The organism is Pseudoduganella sp. R-34, assembly GCF_049904655.1.
Lineage (GTDB): Bacteria > Pseudomonadota > Gammaproteobacteria > Burkholderiales > Burkholderiaceae_D > Rugamonas.
Window position 1 is genome coordinate 5,673,654 of record NZ_CP184572.1, and the last position, 16,048, is coordinate 5,689,701.

The window sequence follows — 16,048 nt, forward strand, 5'->3', positions numbered from 1 at the left end:
GCGCTCCGTTAGCGTTGCATGAAGTCGGGGCTGCCGAGCAGCATGGCGGCGCGCAGGCGTTCATTGCTGTCGGCGACGATGGCGGCAGTCTGTTTCGACACCGAGGCGCCTAATGCTTCCTGCACCTTGTCGGCATCGGCGCCGTTGGAAAATGACAGCGCGTAGCTGATGCGGCGGCTCAGGCCATCCGGGTTCAGCCAGGCGCCTTCGGTGTTCTTGTAGCCATCCGGCGTCTGGCAGCCGTACAGGGGCATGCCGAGCCGGTTCAGGATGCCGACCAGCGGCTTCACTTCGGGCATCGGCATGGCAGCGGCGCGCGAGGCGGATACCACGTACTGGTAGGGCGTCTTGAACTTGGCGCCGGCATATTGCTGGTCCATGAACTCCGGGCTGGAGAACAGGGTGCGCAGCACGGTGCGGATATCGCCCTTGCTGGCGATCCAGCTTTGCGCCAAGCGCTCCACCAGCGCGGGCGGCGGCTGGTCGGCCACGAAGTACTGCGCCAGCTTGCTGCTGACATGGCGCGCGGTCGCGGGGTGCGTCGCCAGCACGTCCAGCGCATACTCGCCTTCCGCTTCCCCGCGCGCGGTGACCGGCTTGCCCAGCCAGGTCTTGGCGCCGTTATCGTGGCGGCGCGGATCGAAGGCGAACTGGGCGTCGCGCTTGGGGCGGTAGGTCCAGCCGGTCAGCATGCGCGCGAGCTCGGTCACGTCTTTCTGGGTATAGCCGCCGTCCACGCCCAGGGTGTGCAGCTCCATCAGCTCGCGGGCGTAGTTTTCATTCAGGCCGCCAGCCTTCGAGACCCAGTTATCCAGGTAGAACAGCATGGCTGGATGATGGGCCGTGGCGCCGAGCATCTGGCGGAAGGAGCCAAACACGTAGGGACGGATCGCATCGCGCTCGTAGCTGGCCACCAGGGCGCGGTCCTGGCCTTTGCCTGAAAATACGTTGAAGTGGTTATACCAGAAGTCAACCATCACCTCTTCCAGCTGGCGCGGGCTTTCGATGGCGCGCAGCAGGCGGGCTTCGGCTGCCTCGGACGCCATCTGCTGCACCACTTCCCGGCGCTCACCCTGGTCGCCGCTGCGTGCTTCCTGGAATCGTTCCAGCGCATCGCCCGCGCTCATTTTCAGCGTTTCCAGCCTGTCCAGCCGCTGGGCTAACGCACCAGGCAAGGCCGGCGGGGTGAGTTGCTCATCAATATAAGCTTGCACGCCGGACTGGCGCACCCGCTCGATATCGCCGGGCCGCGGTCCATATGCCAGCCGGTTCAGCACATGGACAGCTGCCTGCTCGCCGGCCAGTGGCGCAGCCCACAGGGCGGCCTGGGGGAGCGCCGCAAGCACGGCGCCGAGTATCCAGCTTCGCATGATGTCGTCTCAATACAATGATCTACAGGACTTTCTTTATACGCTAGCCGCCGGATTGAGGGCAAAGACTCCTTTGTATCAGGATGTTAATTGTTTGATTTGTATGCTCTAATTCACGTTGCGCAAATTGAAAGGACGGCATGAAGAGATATCAGGTCCCGCTATCGGTGGCGGCCATGCTGGCGCTCAGCGCCTGCGGCATCACCGGACCGGCGAACAAGGTCGCGGCGGATGCGCCGCAACAATGGCAGGCCCCCCTGCCCCATAACGGCAGTACCGGTGAACTGGCCAATTGGTGGCAGCGCCAGTCCGATCCGCTGCTGGTGCAGTTGATCGAGGCCGCACAGGCGGCCAGTCCCACCATCGCCAGCGCCCAGGCGCGCTTCGCAGCAGCCAGCGCCGAGCGCACCGCCGCCGGCGCCGCCCTCGCACCTTCGCTGACCGGTGTACTGACCTCCACCCGCATGAGCCAGCAGTCCGCCAGCGCTCCTACCAATACCACCACCCAGCTGCTGGCCCAGGCCCAGTGGGAGATCGACCTGTTCGGCGGCGGCCGCGCGCGCCGCAACGCTGCCATCGCGCGCCACGAGGGCGCGCAGGCGGGCTGGCACGAAGCCCGCGTCAGCGTGGCGGCCGAAACGGCCAACCAGTATTACAGCCTGCGCGCCTGCGAAAAGCTGCTGGACGTTGCCCGCATGGATGCCGCCTCGCGCGCCCATACCGCGCGCCTGACCGACATCACCACCAAGGCCGGCTTCCAGTCGCCCTCCGCCAATGCCCTGGCCCGCGCCAGCGCCGCCGACGGCAATAACCGCGCGGTGGCCCAGCGCGCCGCCTGCGACAGCGAACTGAAAGTGCTGGTGGCGCTGACCGCCATCGCGGAACCGGAGCTGCGCGCGCGCCTGGGCGACAGCGCAGCCGATGCCGTGCTGTCGCCGGAAGCCGGCGTCGCTATCGATACGGTGCCGGCCCAGGTGCTGGCGCAGCGTCCGGACGTGTTCAACGCCGAGCGCGAAGTGGCTGCTGCCAGCTACGACGTCGCCAGCGCGCGCGCCGAGCGCCTGCCGCGCCTGGGCCTTTCCGGCTCCATCGGGCGCGGCCGCCTGCATGCCGGCGGCCAGGACATCACCGCCAACGTATGGACCATCGGCCCCCTGCAAATGACCCTGCCGATCATCGACTGGGGCGTGCGCCGCGCCAATGTGGAAGCTTCCCGCGCCCGCTATGACGCAGCCGTATCGAGCTACAAGGCCAGCGTGCGCCAGGCAGTGTCGGAGGTTGAACAGGCGCTGGTGGCGCTGCAAAGCACGCAGGAGCGTGCCGAGGATGCGCAAACCGCGCTGGACGGCTATCGCAGCTTCTTCACCGCGACCGAAGAACGCTACAAGAACGGGCTGGCCAGCCTGCTTGAACTGGAAGACGCCCGCCGTACGCGGCTGGCCGCAGAAAACACAGTGGTGAACCTGCAGCGCGAACGCAGCGCCGCCTGGATCGCCCTGTACCGTGCAGCAGGCGGCGGCTGGGCCGCACCTGCCGCGCAATAAGATTGGACAAACTATGAAACCACTGCACCGCACTCCCTCCGCTGTCGCCGCCCTGGCAGTTGCTACTGCCCTTGCCGCCCTGGCCCAGGCGCCCTGCGCCATGGCCGAAGACAAGAAGCCTGCCGCCGCCAAGCCATCGCTGACCGTCACGACCGTCCGCCCTCAGAAAACCAGCCTGCCGATCCGCCTGACCGCCAACGGCAACGTCGCCGCCTGGCAAGAGGCAATCATCAGCAGCGAATCGAACGGCCTGCGCCTGTCGGACGTCAAAGTCAACGTGGGCGACGTCGTCACCAAGGGCGAAGTACTGGCCGTGTTCGCGCCGGAAACCCCGCAGGCCGAAGTGGCGCAAGCCAAGGCCGCCTTGATGGAAGCCGAAGCTGCCGCCGCGGAAGCGAAGGCCAATGCCGAGCGCGCACGCTCGATCCAGGACACCGGCGCCCTGAGCGCCCAGCAGATCAGCCAGTACACCACCGCCGAAGCCACGGCCCAGGCGCGCGCCGCCTCCGCCAAGGCCATGCTGGCGTCGGCCGAACTGCGCCTGCGCTACACCAGGGTGGTCGCGCCCGACGCGGGCGTGATCTCGGCCCGCAGCGCCACCGTCGGCGCCGTCGCCGGCCCGGGAACAGAGCTGTTCCGCATGATCCGCCAGGGACGCCTGGAATGGCGCGCCGAAGTCACGGCCGCCGACCTGCGCAACATCAGGATTGGCGGCAATGCCGTCGTCAAGGCCGCCAATGGCAGTGAACTGACCGGCAAGGTGCGCATGGTGGCGCCGACCATCGACCCGCAGACCCGTTCCGCCCTGGTCTATGTCGACCTGCCGCCGAATAACGGCAAGCAGGCGCCGTTCAAGGCCGGCATGTTCGCCACCGGCCAGTTCGAGCTTGGCGCATCCGATGCGCTGACCGTGCCGCAGCAGGCGATTACCGTGCGCGATGGCTTCAGCTACGTCTTCCGCCTGAACCAGGACCAGCGCGTGAGCCAGGTCAAGGTGCAGCCGGGCCGCCGCATCGGCGACCGCATTGAAGTGCTGTCCGGGCTGGCGCCCGATGCGCAGATCGTGGCTGCCGGCGCAGGTTTCCTGAACGACGGCGACCTGGTACGCAATACCGGCGCGCCGGCGCAAGCCGCTGCGGCGGTCAAGCCGGCACGCTAAGGAGGCGCCGTGAACTTTTCCGCCCTCTCAATCAAGCACCCGGTTCCGGCGATCATGCTGTTCATCCTGCTGTCGCTGGCAGGCTGGATGGCCTACCGCGCCAACCCGGTGCAGGACTTCCCGGACATCGAACTGCCGATCGTCACCGTTTCCGCCTCGCTGCCCGGCGCCGCGCCGGCCCAGCTGGAAACCGAAGTGGCGCGCAAGATCGAGGATTCGGTCGCCACGCTGCAAGGCGTGAAGAACATCTACGCCAAGGTGCTGGACGGCACCGCCACCATCACCGTTGAGTTCATTCTCGAGAAGAACCTGTCCGACGCAGTCAACGAAGTGCGCGACGCCGTCACCCAGGTGCGCGCCGACATGCCCGGCGAAATGCGCGACCCGGTGGTCAGCAAGGTGTCCACCGCAGGCCGCGTGATCCTGGCCTTCACCGTCACGCCGAAGCAAGGAACGAAGATCGACGATGCGGACCTGAGCTGGTATGTGGACAATACCGTGGCCAAGAAGCTGCTGTCGGTGCCCGGCGTCGGCGCCGTCAAGCGCGTCGGCGGCGTGAGCCGGGAAATCCGCGTCGAGCTGGATGACGAACGCATGGCGGCCCTGCGCGTGTCCGCGCTGGACGTGTCGCGCATGCTGCGCCAGGTGCAGAAGGAAGCGCCGGGCGGGCGCGGCGACGTCAGCGGCGCCGAGCAATCTGTGCGCACCATCGCGACCGTGAAAAGCGCGCAGGAACTTTCGCAGATGGATATCCCGCTGGGCGATGGGCGCCACATCCGCCTCGATCAGGTGGCCGACGTGACCGACACCATTGCCGAACCGCGCTCGGAGGCGACGCAGGACGGCAAGAAGGTCGTCGCCTTCGAAATCTTCCGTACCAAGGGTGCCAGCGAAACCCAGGTCGCCGCCGATGCGCGCGCGGCAGTGGAGCAATTGCGCAAGGCGCATCCGACCATCGACATCACGCAATCGATCGACAATGCCGAGCCGGTTGCCGAGAACTTCGACGGCTCGATGGAACTGCTGTACGAAGGCGCCATCCTGGCCGTGCTGGTGGTGTGGTGGTTCCTGCGCGACTGGCGCGCCACGCTGGTAGCTGCTTCGGCGCTGCCGCTGTCGGTGCTGCCGGCCTTCCTCGGCATGTACTGGATGGGCTTCACGCTGAACACCGTGACCCTGCTGTCGCTGGCCCTGGTGGTCGGCGTGCTGGTGGACGACGCGATCGTGGAAATCGAAAACATCGAGCGCCACCTGCACATGGGTAAAACGCCGATGCAGGCCGCCCTTGAAGCGGCCGACGAAATCGGCATGGCGGTGATCGCCACCACCTTTGCCCTGGTTGCCGTATTCCTGCCGACCGCCTTCATGGGCGGCATTCCCGGCAAGTTCTTCAAGCAGTTCGGCTGGGCCGCCGTGCTGGCGGTGCTGGCGTCGCTGGTCGTGGCGCGCTTGCTGACGCCGATGATGGCGGCCCACCTGCTGAAGCAGACCGACAAGCCGCAGCAGGAAGACGGCTGGATCATGCAGCGCTATATGAAGACCATGCGCTGGTGCCTGGATAATCGCGGCAAGACCGCGCTGGCCGCAGGCGCCTTCTTTGTCGGATCGATCATGCTGGTGGGCCTGCTGCCGACCGGCTTCGTGCCGCCGGCCGACCGCGGCCAGACCATGGTCAACCTGGAACTGCCGCCCGGCTCCACGCTGGCTGAAACGCGCGCCATCGCCGAGCGCGCCCGCCTGGCCATCATGGAAGTCAAGCCGGTCACCAACGTATTCAGCTCCATCGGCGGAGGCTCTTCCGGCGACGCCTTTGCACCCGGCGCCGCGGCCGAAGCGCGCCGCGCCGTCCTGACCATCACGACCAGGCACCGCAACGACCGCAAGGAGTCGATGCCCCAGATCGACGACATGATCCGCGAAAAGCTGTCCGCCCTGCCGGGCGCGCGCTTCACCGTCGGCCCGCCGGATACCGGCGTGAAGATGCAGCTCGTGCTGCGTTCGGAAGACCCGGTGGCGCTGATCGACTCGGCGCGCAAGGTGGAGCGCGACCTGCGCACCCTGCACGGCATAGGCAATGTCACCTCGAGCGCTTCGCTGGTGCGTCCGGAAATCATCGTGCGCCCCGACTTTGCCAGGGCGGCCGACCTGGGCGTGACCGCCAATGCCATCGGCGAAACGGTGCGCGTGGCCACCGCGGGCGACTACGACTTCGAACTGACCAAGATGAACCTGGCCGAACGCCAGGTGCCGATCCGCGTCAAGCTGCCGGACAGCGTACGCGCCGACCTGGATGCCATCGGCCGCCTGACAGTCCCCGGCCGCAATGGCCCTGTGATGCTGGCCAATGTGGCGACCATCACCATGGACTCCGGCCCGGCCCAGATCGACCGCCTGAACCGCAGCCGCAACGTGACGCTGGATGTGGAGCTGGGCAGCCGCTCGCTGGGCGAACTGGATGAAGAGGCACGCCAGCTGCCGTCGATGAAGAACCTGCCGCCAACCGTGACCCGCGCCGAGCTGGGCGACACGCAGGAAATGCAGAACCTGTTCGCCAGTTTCGGCATCGCCATGCTGATCGGCGTGCTGTGCATCTACGGCGTACTGGTGCTCCTGTTCCACGATTTCCTGCAGCCGCTGACCATTCTTGCCGCGCTGCCGCTGTCGATCGGCGGCGCCTTCGTGGCGCTGCTGGTGACGCAGAAAGCGCTGTCGATGCCATCCATGATCGGCCTGATCATGCTGATGGGGATCGTGACCAAGAACTCGATCCTGCTGGTCGACTATGCCATCCTGGCGCGCGCCGAAGGCATGAGCCGCTTCGATGCGCTGGTCGACGCCTGCCACAAGCGCAGCCGCCCGATCCTGATGACCACCATCGCCATGGGCGCCGGCATGATGCCGCTGGCCATGGGCTGGGGCGCCGACCCGAGCTTCCGCTCGCCGATGGCGATTGCCGTGATCGGCGGCCTGATTACTTCCACCCTGCTGTCGCTGCTGGTGGTGCCGGCCGTGTTCACCTATGTGGACGATGCCGAACACCTGATCAAGCGCATCGTGCATAAGGTCCGCAAGCCGCACAAGCATGCACCGGCGCCCGTCGCCGAATGAGGAGCCTGCCATGAAAGTCCGCACCGTAGAAATAGAACCGGCCCGCGTTGCCTGCCTGCGCCACACCGGGCCCTTTGGCCCGGCCCTGGGCGATTTCTGGCGCGACGTGGTGGCGCCGTGGATGCAGTCCAACGGCCTGATGGGACGCGTCACCTACGGCGTGGCGCTGGATGATCCCGGCAATACTCCGCCAGAGAAGTGCCGCTACGACGCCTGCGTCGAAGTCGGGCATGACGACCCGGCGCCGCCGCCAGCGGCGCTGGCAACCATTCCCGGCGGGCGCTATGCCGTGGCGGACTATTATGGCCCGGCAGGCGGTATTGGCGACGCGTGGCATGAATTCTATTCACGGGGCTTGCCCGAGGCGGGCTTGAAAGGCCGCCCCGGCCCCTGCTTCGAACGTTATGCCGCAGATTTTCGAGCCGACCCGCAAACGGGCGAATTCGCCTGCGAACTCTTTATCCCGATCGACTGATCATGAGCAGCCAGCCAGGCCACGACAGCGACCACCTGCGCTTTCATCGCGAACATGAACACCTGAGCAAGACCTTTGGCGCGGACACCTTCGGCCTCAAGGCCGAAGCGTTCGCCCGCTTCTTCGGCACGCCGCTGTTCCTCGGGGCGCAGACTGTCATCGTGGCGGTGTGGATCGGTGCGAACATCTGGGGCCTCACGCGTTTCGACCGCTACCCCTTCATCCTGCTGAACCTTGCGTTCAGCCTGCAGGCAGCTTACGCGGCGCCGCTGATCCTTCTCGCGCAAACGCGCCAGGCCGAACGGGACAAGGCCCACAACGATGCCGACGCGCGCCACCGCGAGGCGCTGGCACAGCAGGCGGCCCGCCACACAGCGCAGATGATGGAGCTGCTTCGCCAGAATACTGAACTGACCCAGACCACCAAGGAGCTGGTCGAGCGCATCGACAAGCTGACCGCTGAAGTTCACGGTCACCTGCTGCATGAGCGGAAGGACGGTTCCTGAGCATCACGCAGCTTCACAGGAAACACATAATCAACGCATAATCGGCATTCACAATTGCGCTTCCACCATCCACCATGGAAGCGCAATGCCAACAAATTCCGCCGTAGCAGGCCGGCCGGCAAACGGGACTATCGCGTTTGTCGCACTGTTCGGGGTCGCCCTGCCCATCGCCGCGCTGCTGTTTGAGTCAATCACCGGCATGTGCCGCCAGATCTTCTTCGATCCCCTTCCGACGCCGATTCACTTCGCCTTGTACGCCACCATTCCATTGGCAAACGTACGGCTATTGCTCGCATTGAGGCGCGGCGCGGCATTACCACCGCGCTGGGCCCTTTTGCATGCATTCTCAGCCGGCGTTGCCGTGTTTTACAGCCTGGTATTCCTACCGATATCCCCCATTGCGGCATTCGCGGTCATCGCGCTCGGCATCGGCCTGCTTGGCCTCTCGCCGATGTTTGCCGTGGCATGCGTCGTATTCTCCCGAAAGGCATTGAGGGCTGGAAGCGGACAATCGCCTGGCAAGCTGTGGCAAGGCATTGCGCTCGCATTCCTGGTACTGCTGGTGATTGATGCCCCGTCCACCATGACAAGGATCGGCATGCAGATGGCTGCGTCGGATTCCGCCGAAATTCGCTTGCGCGGCATCCGGCTCTTACGCAAAGTGGGCGATGAGGACTTGATGCTGCGCCTTTGCTACCGCCAGGGCGCACAGGCGACCGACCTGCTCGGCACCCTGTTCACAAGCCAGGCGGAAGCCGACCCGCAGCGTGCCCGGACCGTCTTCTACCAGGTGACGGGAACGGTATTCAACTCCCGCCCCGCCCCTGTTCACCGCTCGATGCGCGAGTGGGAGCGCACATTCGACGATGGCCTGGGAAATGCCGATGTCGGCCAGCGCGTCAACGACGTCGCGCTGGCAGCCTCGCGCATGGATGGATCGATTGACGCCAATGCCGCGCTGGGCTACATGGAATGGACCATGGAGTTTCACAACAAGTCGCCCAGCCCGCAGGAAGGCCGGGCCGAAGTAGTCCTGCCGCCGGGCGGCGTCGTGTCGCGCGCAACGCTGTGGATTGACGGAGAGGAGCGCGAGGCCGCTTTCGGAGCCCGCGCGCAGGTACGCGAAGCCTACGCGAAAGTGGTCAGAAAAAACCGTGATCCGCTGCTGGTCACCACGGCGGGGGATGACCGGATTCTGGTGCAGCTGTTTCCAATCCCCCCATCCGGCGACATGAAAATCCGCCTCGGCATCACCATTCCCCTGGTGACTCAAGGCCAGCAAGCAATGCATCTCCGGTTGCCGGCCTTCAGTGAACGCAACTTCGACCTGGCGCCGGACTTGCGCCACGCCGTATGGTTCGAGTCAGCCGCACCGTTGAAAGGCAGCCCCGGGTTAAGAGCCCAGGCAGGCCCACGCGGCATCTTTGCCGTACGCGGCGAACTGGCCGAACCCTTGCCGGCGCATCCAATGCATACGGTCTGGGTGCCAGGCGCGCGGCCGGCAGCGCTGGCATGGAGCACCGATGAGAAAGGCGGAGACGGCAAGAACGTCGTCCAGGAAGTCAGCGAAGCCACCGCCATTCCGCCGCAGCGGGTGGCCATCGTCATCGACGGCTCGGCCTCAATGCTGCAACGGAAGCATCAACTGCTTGAGGCCCTGGCTTCCTTCCCGCGAAACATCGAGATGGCCGTGGTGTTTGCCGGGGACGAGACACCGTCGCTGTTCCTCCATGACGGCACCAACTCGCTACTTACGCGCCAGTACATCGGCAAGCTGGACTTCGCCGGCGGACGCGATAACAGCGAAGCACTGGGTATGGCGTGGGACTGGGCCGCCATGTCGTCGCGCGGAGCGATTGTATGGATCCATGGCGCCCAGCCGCTGGCATCCCAGTCAACGGGCGCCTTGCAGCAGCGGCTGGAACGCAGGGCAAGCCAGGTCGCCCTGTATGACCTGGCCGTGGAACGGGGACCAAACGTGATAGCGCAGCAGCTCGAGGGAGCAAGCGCGGTAGCAAGCTTCGGCAACCTGGCCGAAGATCTCGGCAAGCTGTTTGCACAATGGGCGCCCGGAGCCAGGCGCACGGTCCTGTTGCGCGAGCGACGCAGCGGCGGTGGCATGCCACAATCGAGCCAAACCTCGCAGCACCTGGTGCGGCTGTGGGCGGCAAACGAAGTCGCCGCAATGAGCGCAGCCTCGTCCCGGAAAGCGGATGCCGTCAGCCTGGCCGTACGCTACCAGTTGGTTACCCCCGTCACCGGCGCCGTGGTGCTGGAAACGCGCGAGCAATACAAGGATGCCGGCCTGGAGCCCGTACCGCCGGGCAGCGTGCCGACTATCCCTGAGCCGGAAACCTGGGCGATGATCCTGGTGGCGACCCTCATGCTGGCGTGGCACCGCCGCCTCAGGCCGCAATGAAGCCGGCGCCATTTCCCCTGCTGCTGGCCGCATTGTGCCTGGCGTGCTGGCCGGTCCTGCTCTGGTTCGCCACGGGCACGCTGGACGGTTCGAACGACAGTGCAGGCTTGCTGGCCGCGGCGGCCGCCGCAGCCGTCGTAGCCTTTGCGCCGGCGCAGCAAACCCTGGCACGTCCGCTGCTGCTGCCGTGCGCATGCCTTGCCGTCTATCTCGCCGCCACCATTTGCAAGGTACCTGTGCCGGCGCGTTCGTTGATCCTTGCGGCGGCAATCACTGCGCTGGCCAGCAGCGCCAGGCTGGGCAAGCGATTTGACGTAGCCCTGTTCTCGCTTTGCATCCTTGCATTGCCGTTCGCCGCAACCTTGCAGTTCTACCTGGGATATCCGCTGCGGGTTCTCGCCGGCGACGTCTCGGTTTTCCTGCTGCGCATGAACGGCGTCCTCGTAACGCGCGAGGGCGCCATGCTGGCATGGCATGGACAGCTGGTGTCGATCGACGCACCATGCAGCGGAGTGAAAATGCTGTGGACAGGCCTGCTCCTGGCAAGCGCCGCGGCAGGAGCCAAGCGCCTTGCATCGCTACCCACGGCTGCGGCGCTGACGCTGGCAGTCGTCGTGGTCGTTGCGGCCAATGCACTCCGCGCTTCGGCGCTGTTCTACGTGGAAACCGGCATCGTGCACCTGCAGCAGGCGGCGCATGGCGCCATCGGCATCGTCAGCTTTGCCGGCGCGGGCGCGGCAATCCTGTTCATGACCCATCGCATGGGCAGGAGTGCTCCATGAGACCGTTAGCCGCCATGGCGTTCGCAGGCTTGTGCGTTTTGGCCGCGCTCGCGCCCGCGTGCGTCGAAAGCGGTGCAAGCTCCCGCGTCATGGCCGGCTTTCCAGGATGGCCCGCCAGCTTTGAAGGCAAGCCGCTTTCGCCGCTTCCCCTCACGCCGATCGAAGCGCGTTTCCAGCAGAACTTCCCTGGACGCGTAGGCCGATTCAGCGATGGCGAGCGCGAAATCGTCATCCGTTGGGTGGACCGGGGCACGCGCAAGCTGCATGCAAGCAGCGACTGCTTCAAGGCGAATGGCTACGAGCTCGCCATGCGGCCCGTCAAGATCGTCGGAAACGAGCGCTGGTCGGGCTTCATCGCGTCCCGCGGAGCGCAGAAGCTTGAAGTGCACGAACGGATTACCGATGGCCACGGCGGGCAGTGGAGCGACGTCTCGGCCTGGTATTGGGCAGCGCAACTGGGGCAGACAAACGGACCGTGGTGGGCCATCACCGTTGCGAAAAGCGCCAGCGGGCATGCGCCTTAGTCGGCCGCCCAGCCGCCGCCCAGTGCGCGGTACAGGTCCACGCTGGCGCCTAGCACGCGGCTGCGCAACTGAAGGCGCGTCACGTCGGCGTTGAACAGCGTGCGTTGCGCATCCAGTTCTTCCAGGTAGGAGGCGTAGCCATTGCGGTAGCGGTTGCGCGCAATGCGCAGCGTTTCGGCCGCCGTGGCGCGGCGCGCGTCATTCTGTACCGACTGCTCCTGCAAACGCTGCAAGGCCGTCAGGCTGTTCTCCACTTCCACCAGCGCCGCGCGCACCGTCTGCTCGTAGGCCACCAGCGATTGGTCGCGCTGGGCGGCGGCGGCATCGGTCTGCGCCTGCACGCGGCCGCCATCCCAGATTGGCGCGGTCATGCCTGCGCCTACGCGCCACAGGAAGGTCGGATCGTGCAGGAACTTGCTGAAATCCGGCGATTGCATGCCGCCGGTAGCGGTAAGGCGGAAGGCCGGCAGCAATTGCTCGCTGGTCGCCCGCACCCCGGCCTTCGCTGCCGCCAGATTGTGCGCGGCGCGCGCGATGTCGGGACGCCGCTGGAGCAAGCTTGATGGGAGGCCGACCGGTATTTCCGGCGGGGACAGTTCGTCCAGGGTCTTGCCGCGCGCGACCGGACCTGGGCTGCTGCCGGCCAGCAGGGACAGTGCGTTTTCCTGGTCGCTGATTTGCCGCTGCAACTGCGGGATCTGTTCGGCGGCGGCCTCGTACTCGGCTTGCGCCTGCAGCCATTCCAGGCGCGAGGTATAGCCGGTCTCGAACTGCCGCTGCGCCAGCCGGCGCGAATGCTCGCGCAAGTCCAGGGTGGCGCGCGCCAAGTCGAGTTGGGCATCGAGCCCGCGCAGTTGCAGGTAGCCGTTGGCAGCCAGCGCCGCCACCGACAGTTGCGCGGCGTCAGCGTTGGCCTGTTCGGCTGCCAGCGATTGCCCTGCCGCCTCGCTGGCACGCGCCAGGCGCCCCCACAAGTCGACTTCATACGCCGCCTGGAACTCGCCGGAAAAAAGGTTGGTGATGTAGGGCACGCCGTTGTAGGCCAGTGTGCGCGTGCGCACTGGCGTCAAGGTGGCGCCCAGCGTCGGCGCCCGGTTGGCCTCCGCCGCCGCCAGCCGCGCGCGGAACTCCACTACGCGCAAACGCGCCAGGCGTGCGTCCGTATTGTGCTCCAGCACTCGATCCACCAAGGCGGACAGCGCCGGGTCGCCGTACGCCTGCCACCACTCGCGCTCCAGCTGGGCCCGTGATGCGGGCCCAGTTGTGGCGGGAGGCTGGCTGCGCCATTGCCCGGGGACCGACAGCTGCGGTTCGAGCGCTGCGGGGATGCGCGCGGCGCAGCCGGCCAGCGCCAGGGCAACGCATGCGGCAGCGCTACGCTTCATGGCCGCGCTCCCGCTGCTTTCTCGTTCAGGACAGCGGAGGTATCGACGCTGACGATGACCGACATCCCTGGCCGCAGGCGTTGCGCCAGCTTCTGGCCCTGGTCGATCCTGATCCGCACGGGAATCCGTTGCGAGATCTTGACGAAGTTGCCCGTTGCGTTATCTGCCGGCAGGACGGCGAACTCGGAACCGGTGGCAGGCGATATCCGCTCAACCTGCCCGGTCAGGGTGGCGCCATCCAGCGCGTCGACCTTGAAGGTTGCGCCCTGCCCCACCTGCACGGCGTTCATCTGCGTCTCCTTGAAGTTGGCGATTACCCACATCTCACGCGGCACCAGGCCCATAAGCTGCGCACCGGAGGCCACATACGCGCCACGCCGCACGTTCACCTGTCCGAGTTGCCCGTCGGCCGGTGCGACGATGCGTGTATTGTCCAGGTCCACGCTTGCTGCTTTCAGCGCCGCCTCCGCATTTGCCACTGCCGCCTCCAGGGCGCCGCGATTCACGGTGACGGATTGCGCCTGCTGGCGCGCGATATCCACGTTCGCCCTGGCCTGGGCTACCGCCGCCAGCGCCTGCGCACGCGCCGCTCGCTGCGCATCCTGCTCGCGTACCGACAGCGAACCGTCGCCGACCAGTTGCTCCGCCCGCCCGTAATCTGCCGAAGCACGCGCCGCCTGCGCCTGCGCATTCGACAGCACGGCTTCCTGCAGGGCGATGCCGGCCCTGGCGCTGGCGCGCGACTGTTCCCAGTTCGCCAGTGCTGCCTTTTGCGCGGCCAACTGGGCCTGTGCCTGCTCGAAGCGCTGGCGGTAAATGCGCGAATCCAGTTCCACCAGCAGGTCGCCCTTGTGCACGAACTGGAAGTCCTGCACCTTCACGTCCGCTACATAAGCAGGCAGTTGCGATCCTATGACTGTCACCTGACCGCGCACCGTGGCGTTCTCGGTCGACACCACTGGACTGGTGAAGGGCGGCAGGCGCCACGCGTACAGCACGATCAGTACGCCAATCAAGGCGATCAGGGCGAAACCAATGCCCGACAGCCACTGTGCGCGCCGGTCTGGCGCAGGAGGCGCAGGCGCGGTGGCGGGTGCCGCAGTTGCGGGAGTCTCGTTTGCTGGTGGTGATGCGCTCATTGAGCCCCCGAATTGGAAAGTGAAACCTGCGCCATGCCAGTCTGCGCATTCTGCGCCGGCGCCGCCGGACGGGTGGCCGTGCACACCTGCCACGCATAATGCAGCGCCATCCACGCCAGCGTGCCGCAAGCAACAAAGAAGATCATCAGGAAGACGTCGTTATAGGCCAGGATATTGGCCTCCCGGGTCGCCGCCCCGCTCAGAGACGGCAGGCCGAACGCCTGCACCCGCGACGCTACCTGCGGGTCCTGCAGCGTCAGGTGCTCCACCAGCTGGCTGGAATGGAATTTTTCACGCAGCACCTGGAACGTCCCCACCAGCGCCGAGCCAAGCAGGCTGCCCAGGTTCTGCGTCATCGAAAACATCAGCGAGAAGCTGATCAGGTTGCACGGCTGCGCGATCACCGCACCGAATCCCGACACGAAGATCGGCCCAAGGAAGAACGTGCCGCTGAACGCCAGCAGGAACTGGCTGAAATACATCTGCTCCGGGCGCGTCAGGCTGGTGGCCTGCGAATCGATCCACGCTCCCACTGCCATTAGCGCCAGCGCGAACATCAGCATCGGCTGCAGGCGCTGCGGCGCGATGAGCAGGGCACTGGCGAGAATGCCCAGCGTGGCCCCGGCCAGGGCCACCAGCCACAGGGTTTGCATCTGGTCGTTGTTCAAGCCGATCGCCTGCAGGAAGCCGACCGCGCCGCCCGCCTCCGACTGCACCACGCGGATCAGCAGCACCGAGATCGCCAGGCGCGTCATGCTGGCAGTGGTCAGCCAGCGCGTATTGAGCAGGGGCTTGCGCCGGTTATGTTCGATTGCCACCGCCGCCGTGAACAAGATGATGAAGGCGACCAGGGCCCAGCCGATCCAGCGCGCCTCGAACCACCATACCGTGCGCCCCAGCGCCAGCACGGCGCACAGGAAGGCCACGCCGGGCGCGAACAGCGCAAAGGTCACGAAGTCCATTTTCTCGAACGCTTTCACGCGGTCGCCGGGAGGAAGCTTGAGCAGCAGCACGCAGCCGAAGGACAGCAGCGCCATGCCCAGCTCGAAAGAATACAGGCCGCGCCATTCGGCGATGGACAGCAGTTCGGAAGAGAAGATGCGCGCCAGCGGCAGCGACAATTGGGCAAAGCCGATGCCCAGCACCACACCCTTCAAGCGGTGCTGGGCCGGGAAGGCCTGCAGCACATAGTACAGCCCCAGCACCGTCAGCGCGGCGCCGCTGATGCCGTGCGCCGCACGCACCGCGATGGCCGACGCCAGGCCGTGCACGAACAGGTGGGCCACCGTGACCACGGCATACAGCAACAGGAACAGTTCGGTGAACAGGCGCAGGCCAAACTGCTGGCGGAACTTCACCAGCAACAGGTTCATGGAGACATTGCCCATGACGTAGGCCGCCGGCAGCCATTGGATCTCCGCGCTGGTCACGCCCAGCGAGCCCTGGGCATAGACCAGGTTGACCGTGACCAGCGCGTTCCCGAGTCCGCCGGTCAGCGCGACGATCAGCCCAACCAGGAGGAAGGCCAGCCGCTTTGGTGCCGAGTGCAGCGGCGTAGAGGGAGAGCCCGGCAGCAGCGGGCGCTCGTGAGGCAGCCATTTTTGTGGGGCGTACTCATCCATTGGATTAGTCTACAC

12 protein-coding genes are annotated in these 16,048 nt (G+C 66.1%); 8 read left to right on the forward strand and 4 right to left on the reverse strand.

What is annotated here, in order from left to right; genetic code table 11:
* Positions 1-8: 8 nt before the first annotated feature.
* Positions 9-1,370, reverse strand: coding sequence for a DUF1800 domain-containing protein (locus ACN9MW_RS26110; RefSeq protein ID WP_426164323.1), 1,362 nt, complete (start codon positions 1,368-1,370; stop codon positions 9-11).
* 140 nt (positions 1,371-1,510) lie between these two features.
* On the opposite strand from ACN9MW_RS26110, the gene ACN9MW_RS26115 reads away from it, so the two are divergent.
* The 8 genes from ACN9MW_RS26115 to ACN9MW_RS26150 all read left to right on the forward strand — a co-directional run bounded on the left by ACN9MW_RS26115 (position 1,511) and on the right by ACN9MW_RS26150 (position 11,887).
* Positions 1,511-2,914, forward strand: coding sequence for an efflux transporter outer membrane subunit (locus ACN9MW_RS26115; RefSeq protein ID WP_426164325.1), 1,404 nt, complete (start codon positions 1,511-1,513; stop codon positions 2,912-2,914).
* 13 nt (positions 2,915-2,927) lie between these two features.
* A complete protein-coding gene (locus tag ACN9MW_RS26120) occupies positions 2,928-4,073 on the forward strand; it encodes an efflux RND transporter periplasmic adaptor subunit (protein ID WP_426164327.1) in 1,146 nt (381 codons plus the stop codon).
* A 9-nt stretch (positions 4,074-4,082) separates the two neighbouring features.
* On the forward strand, positions 4,083-7,181 hold the full coding sequence (locus tag ACN9MW_RS26125) for an efflux RND transporter permease subunit (protein ID WP_426164329.1): 3,099 nt from the start codon (positions 4,083-4,085) through the stop codon (positions 7,179-7,181).
* 10 nt (positions 7,182-7,191) lie between these two features.
* Positions 7,192-7,656 carry an AraC family transcriptional regulator gene (locus tag ACN9MW_RS26130; protein WP_426164331.1) on the forward strand — a complete coding sequence of 155 codons (465 nt, stop codon included), beginning with the start codon at positions 7,192-7,194 and terminating at the stop codon, positions 7,654-7,656.
* A gap of 2 nt (positions 7,657-7,658) precedes the next feature.
* Positions 7,659-8,162, forward strand: coding sequence for a DUF1003 domain-containing protein (locus tag ACN9MW_RS26135; RefSeq protein ID WP_426164334.1), 504 nt, complete (start codon positions 7,659-7,661; stop codon positions 8,160-8,162).
* Between the two features lie 85 nt (positions 8,163-8,247).
* Positions 8,248-10,581, forward strand: coding sequence for a VIT domain-containing protein (locus tag ACN9MW_RS26140; protein WP_426164336.1), 2,334 nt, complete (start codon positions 8,248-8,250; stop codon positions 10,579-10,581).
* Positions 10,578-11,363: an archaeosortase/exosortase family protein gene (locus tag ACN9MW_RS26145; protein ID WP_426164338.1), complete on the forward strand. Its 786-nt coding sequence runs from the start codon at positions 10,578-10,580 to the stop codon at positions 11,361-11,363. The genes ACN9MW_RS26140 and ACN9MW_RS26145 overlap by 4 nt, the downstream gene beginning before the upstream one ends.
* The gene (locus ACN9MW_RS26150; RefSeq protein WP_426164340.1) at positions 11,360-11,887 is read left to right on the forward strand and encodes a hypothetical protein; all 528 of its coding nucleotides are present in this window, start codon (positions 11,360-11,362) and stop codon (positions 11,885-11,887) included. The genes ACN9MW_RS26145 and ACN9MW_RS26150 overlap by 4 nt, the downstream gene beginning before the upstream one ends.
* Here the strand turns inward: ACN9MW_RS26150 and ACN9MW_RS26155 are convergent.
* The 3 genes from ACN9MW_RS26155 to ACN9MW_RS26165 are packed head-to-tail and all read right to left on the reverse strand — an operon-like array spanning position 11,884 to position 16,033.
* A complete protein-coding gene (locus ACN9MW_RS26155) occupies positions 11,884-13,272 on the reverse strand; it encodes an efflux transporter outer membrane subunit (RefSeq protein WP_426164342.1) in 1,389 nt (462 codons plus the stop codon). The genes ACN9MW_RS26150 and ACN9MW_RS26155 overlap by 4 nt on opposite strands.
* Entirely contained in the window at positions 13,269-14,411 is a 1,143-nt protein-coding gene (locus ACN9MW_RS26160; protein WP_426164344.1) for an HlyD family secretion protein, read from the reverse strand. The genes ACN9MW_RS26155 and ACN9MW_RS26160 overlap by 4 nt, the downstream gene beginning before the upstream one ends.
* Positions 14,408-16,033 carry an MFS transporter gene (locus ACN9MW_RS26165; protein ID WP_426164346.1) on the reverse strand — a complete coding sequence of 542 codons (1,626 nt, stop codon included), beginning with the start codon at positions 16,031-16,033 and terminating at the stop codon, positions 14,408-14,410. Before ACN9MW_RS26165 ends, ACN9MW_RS26160 begins: the two co-directional genes overlap by 4 nt.
* Positions 16,034-16,048 lie beyond the last annotated feature (15 nt).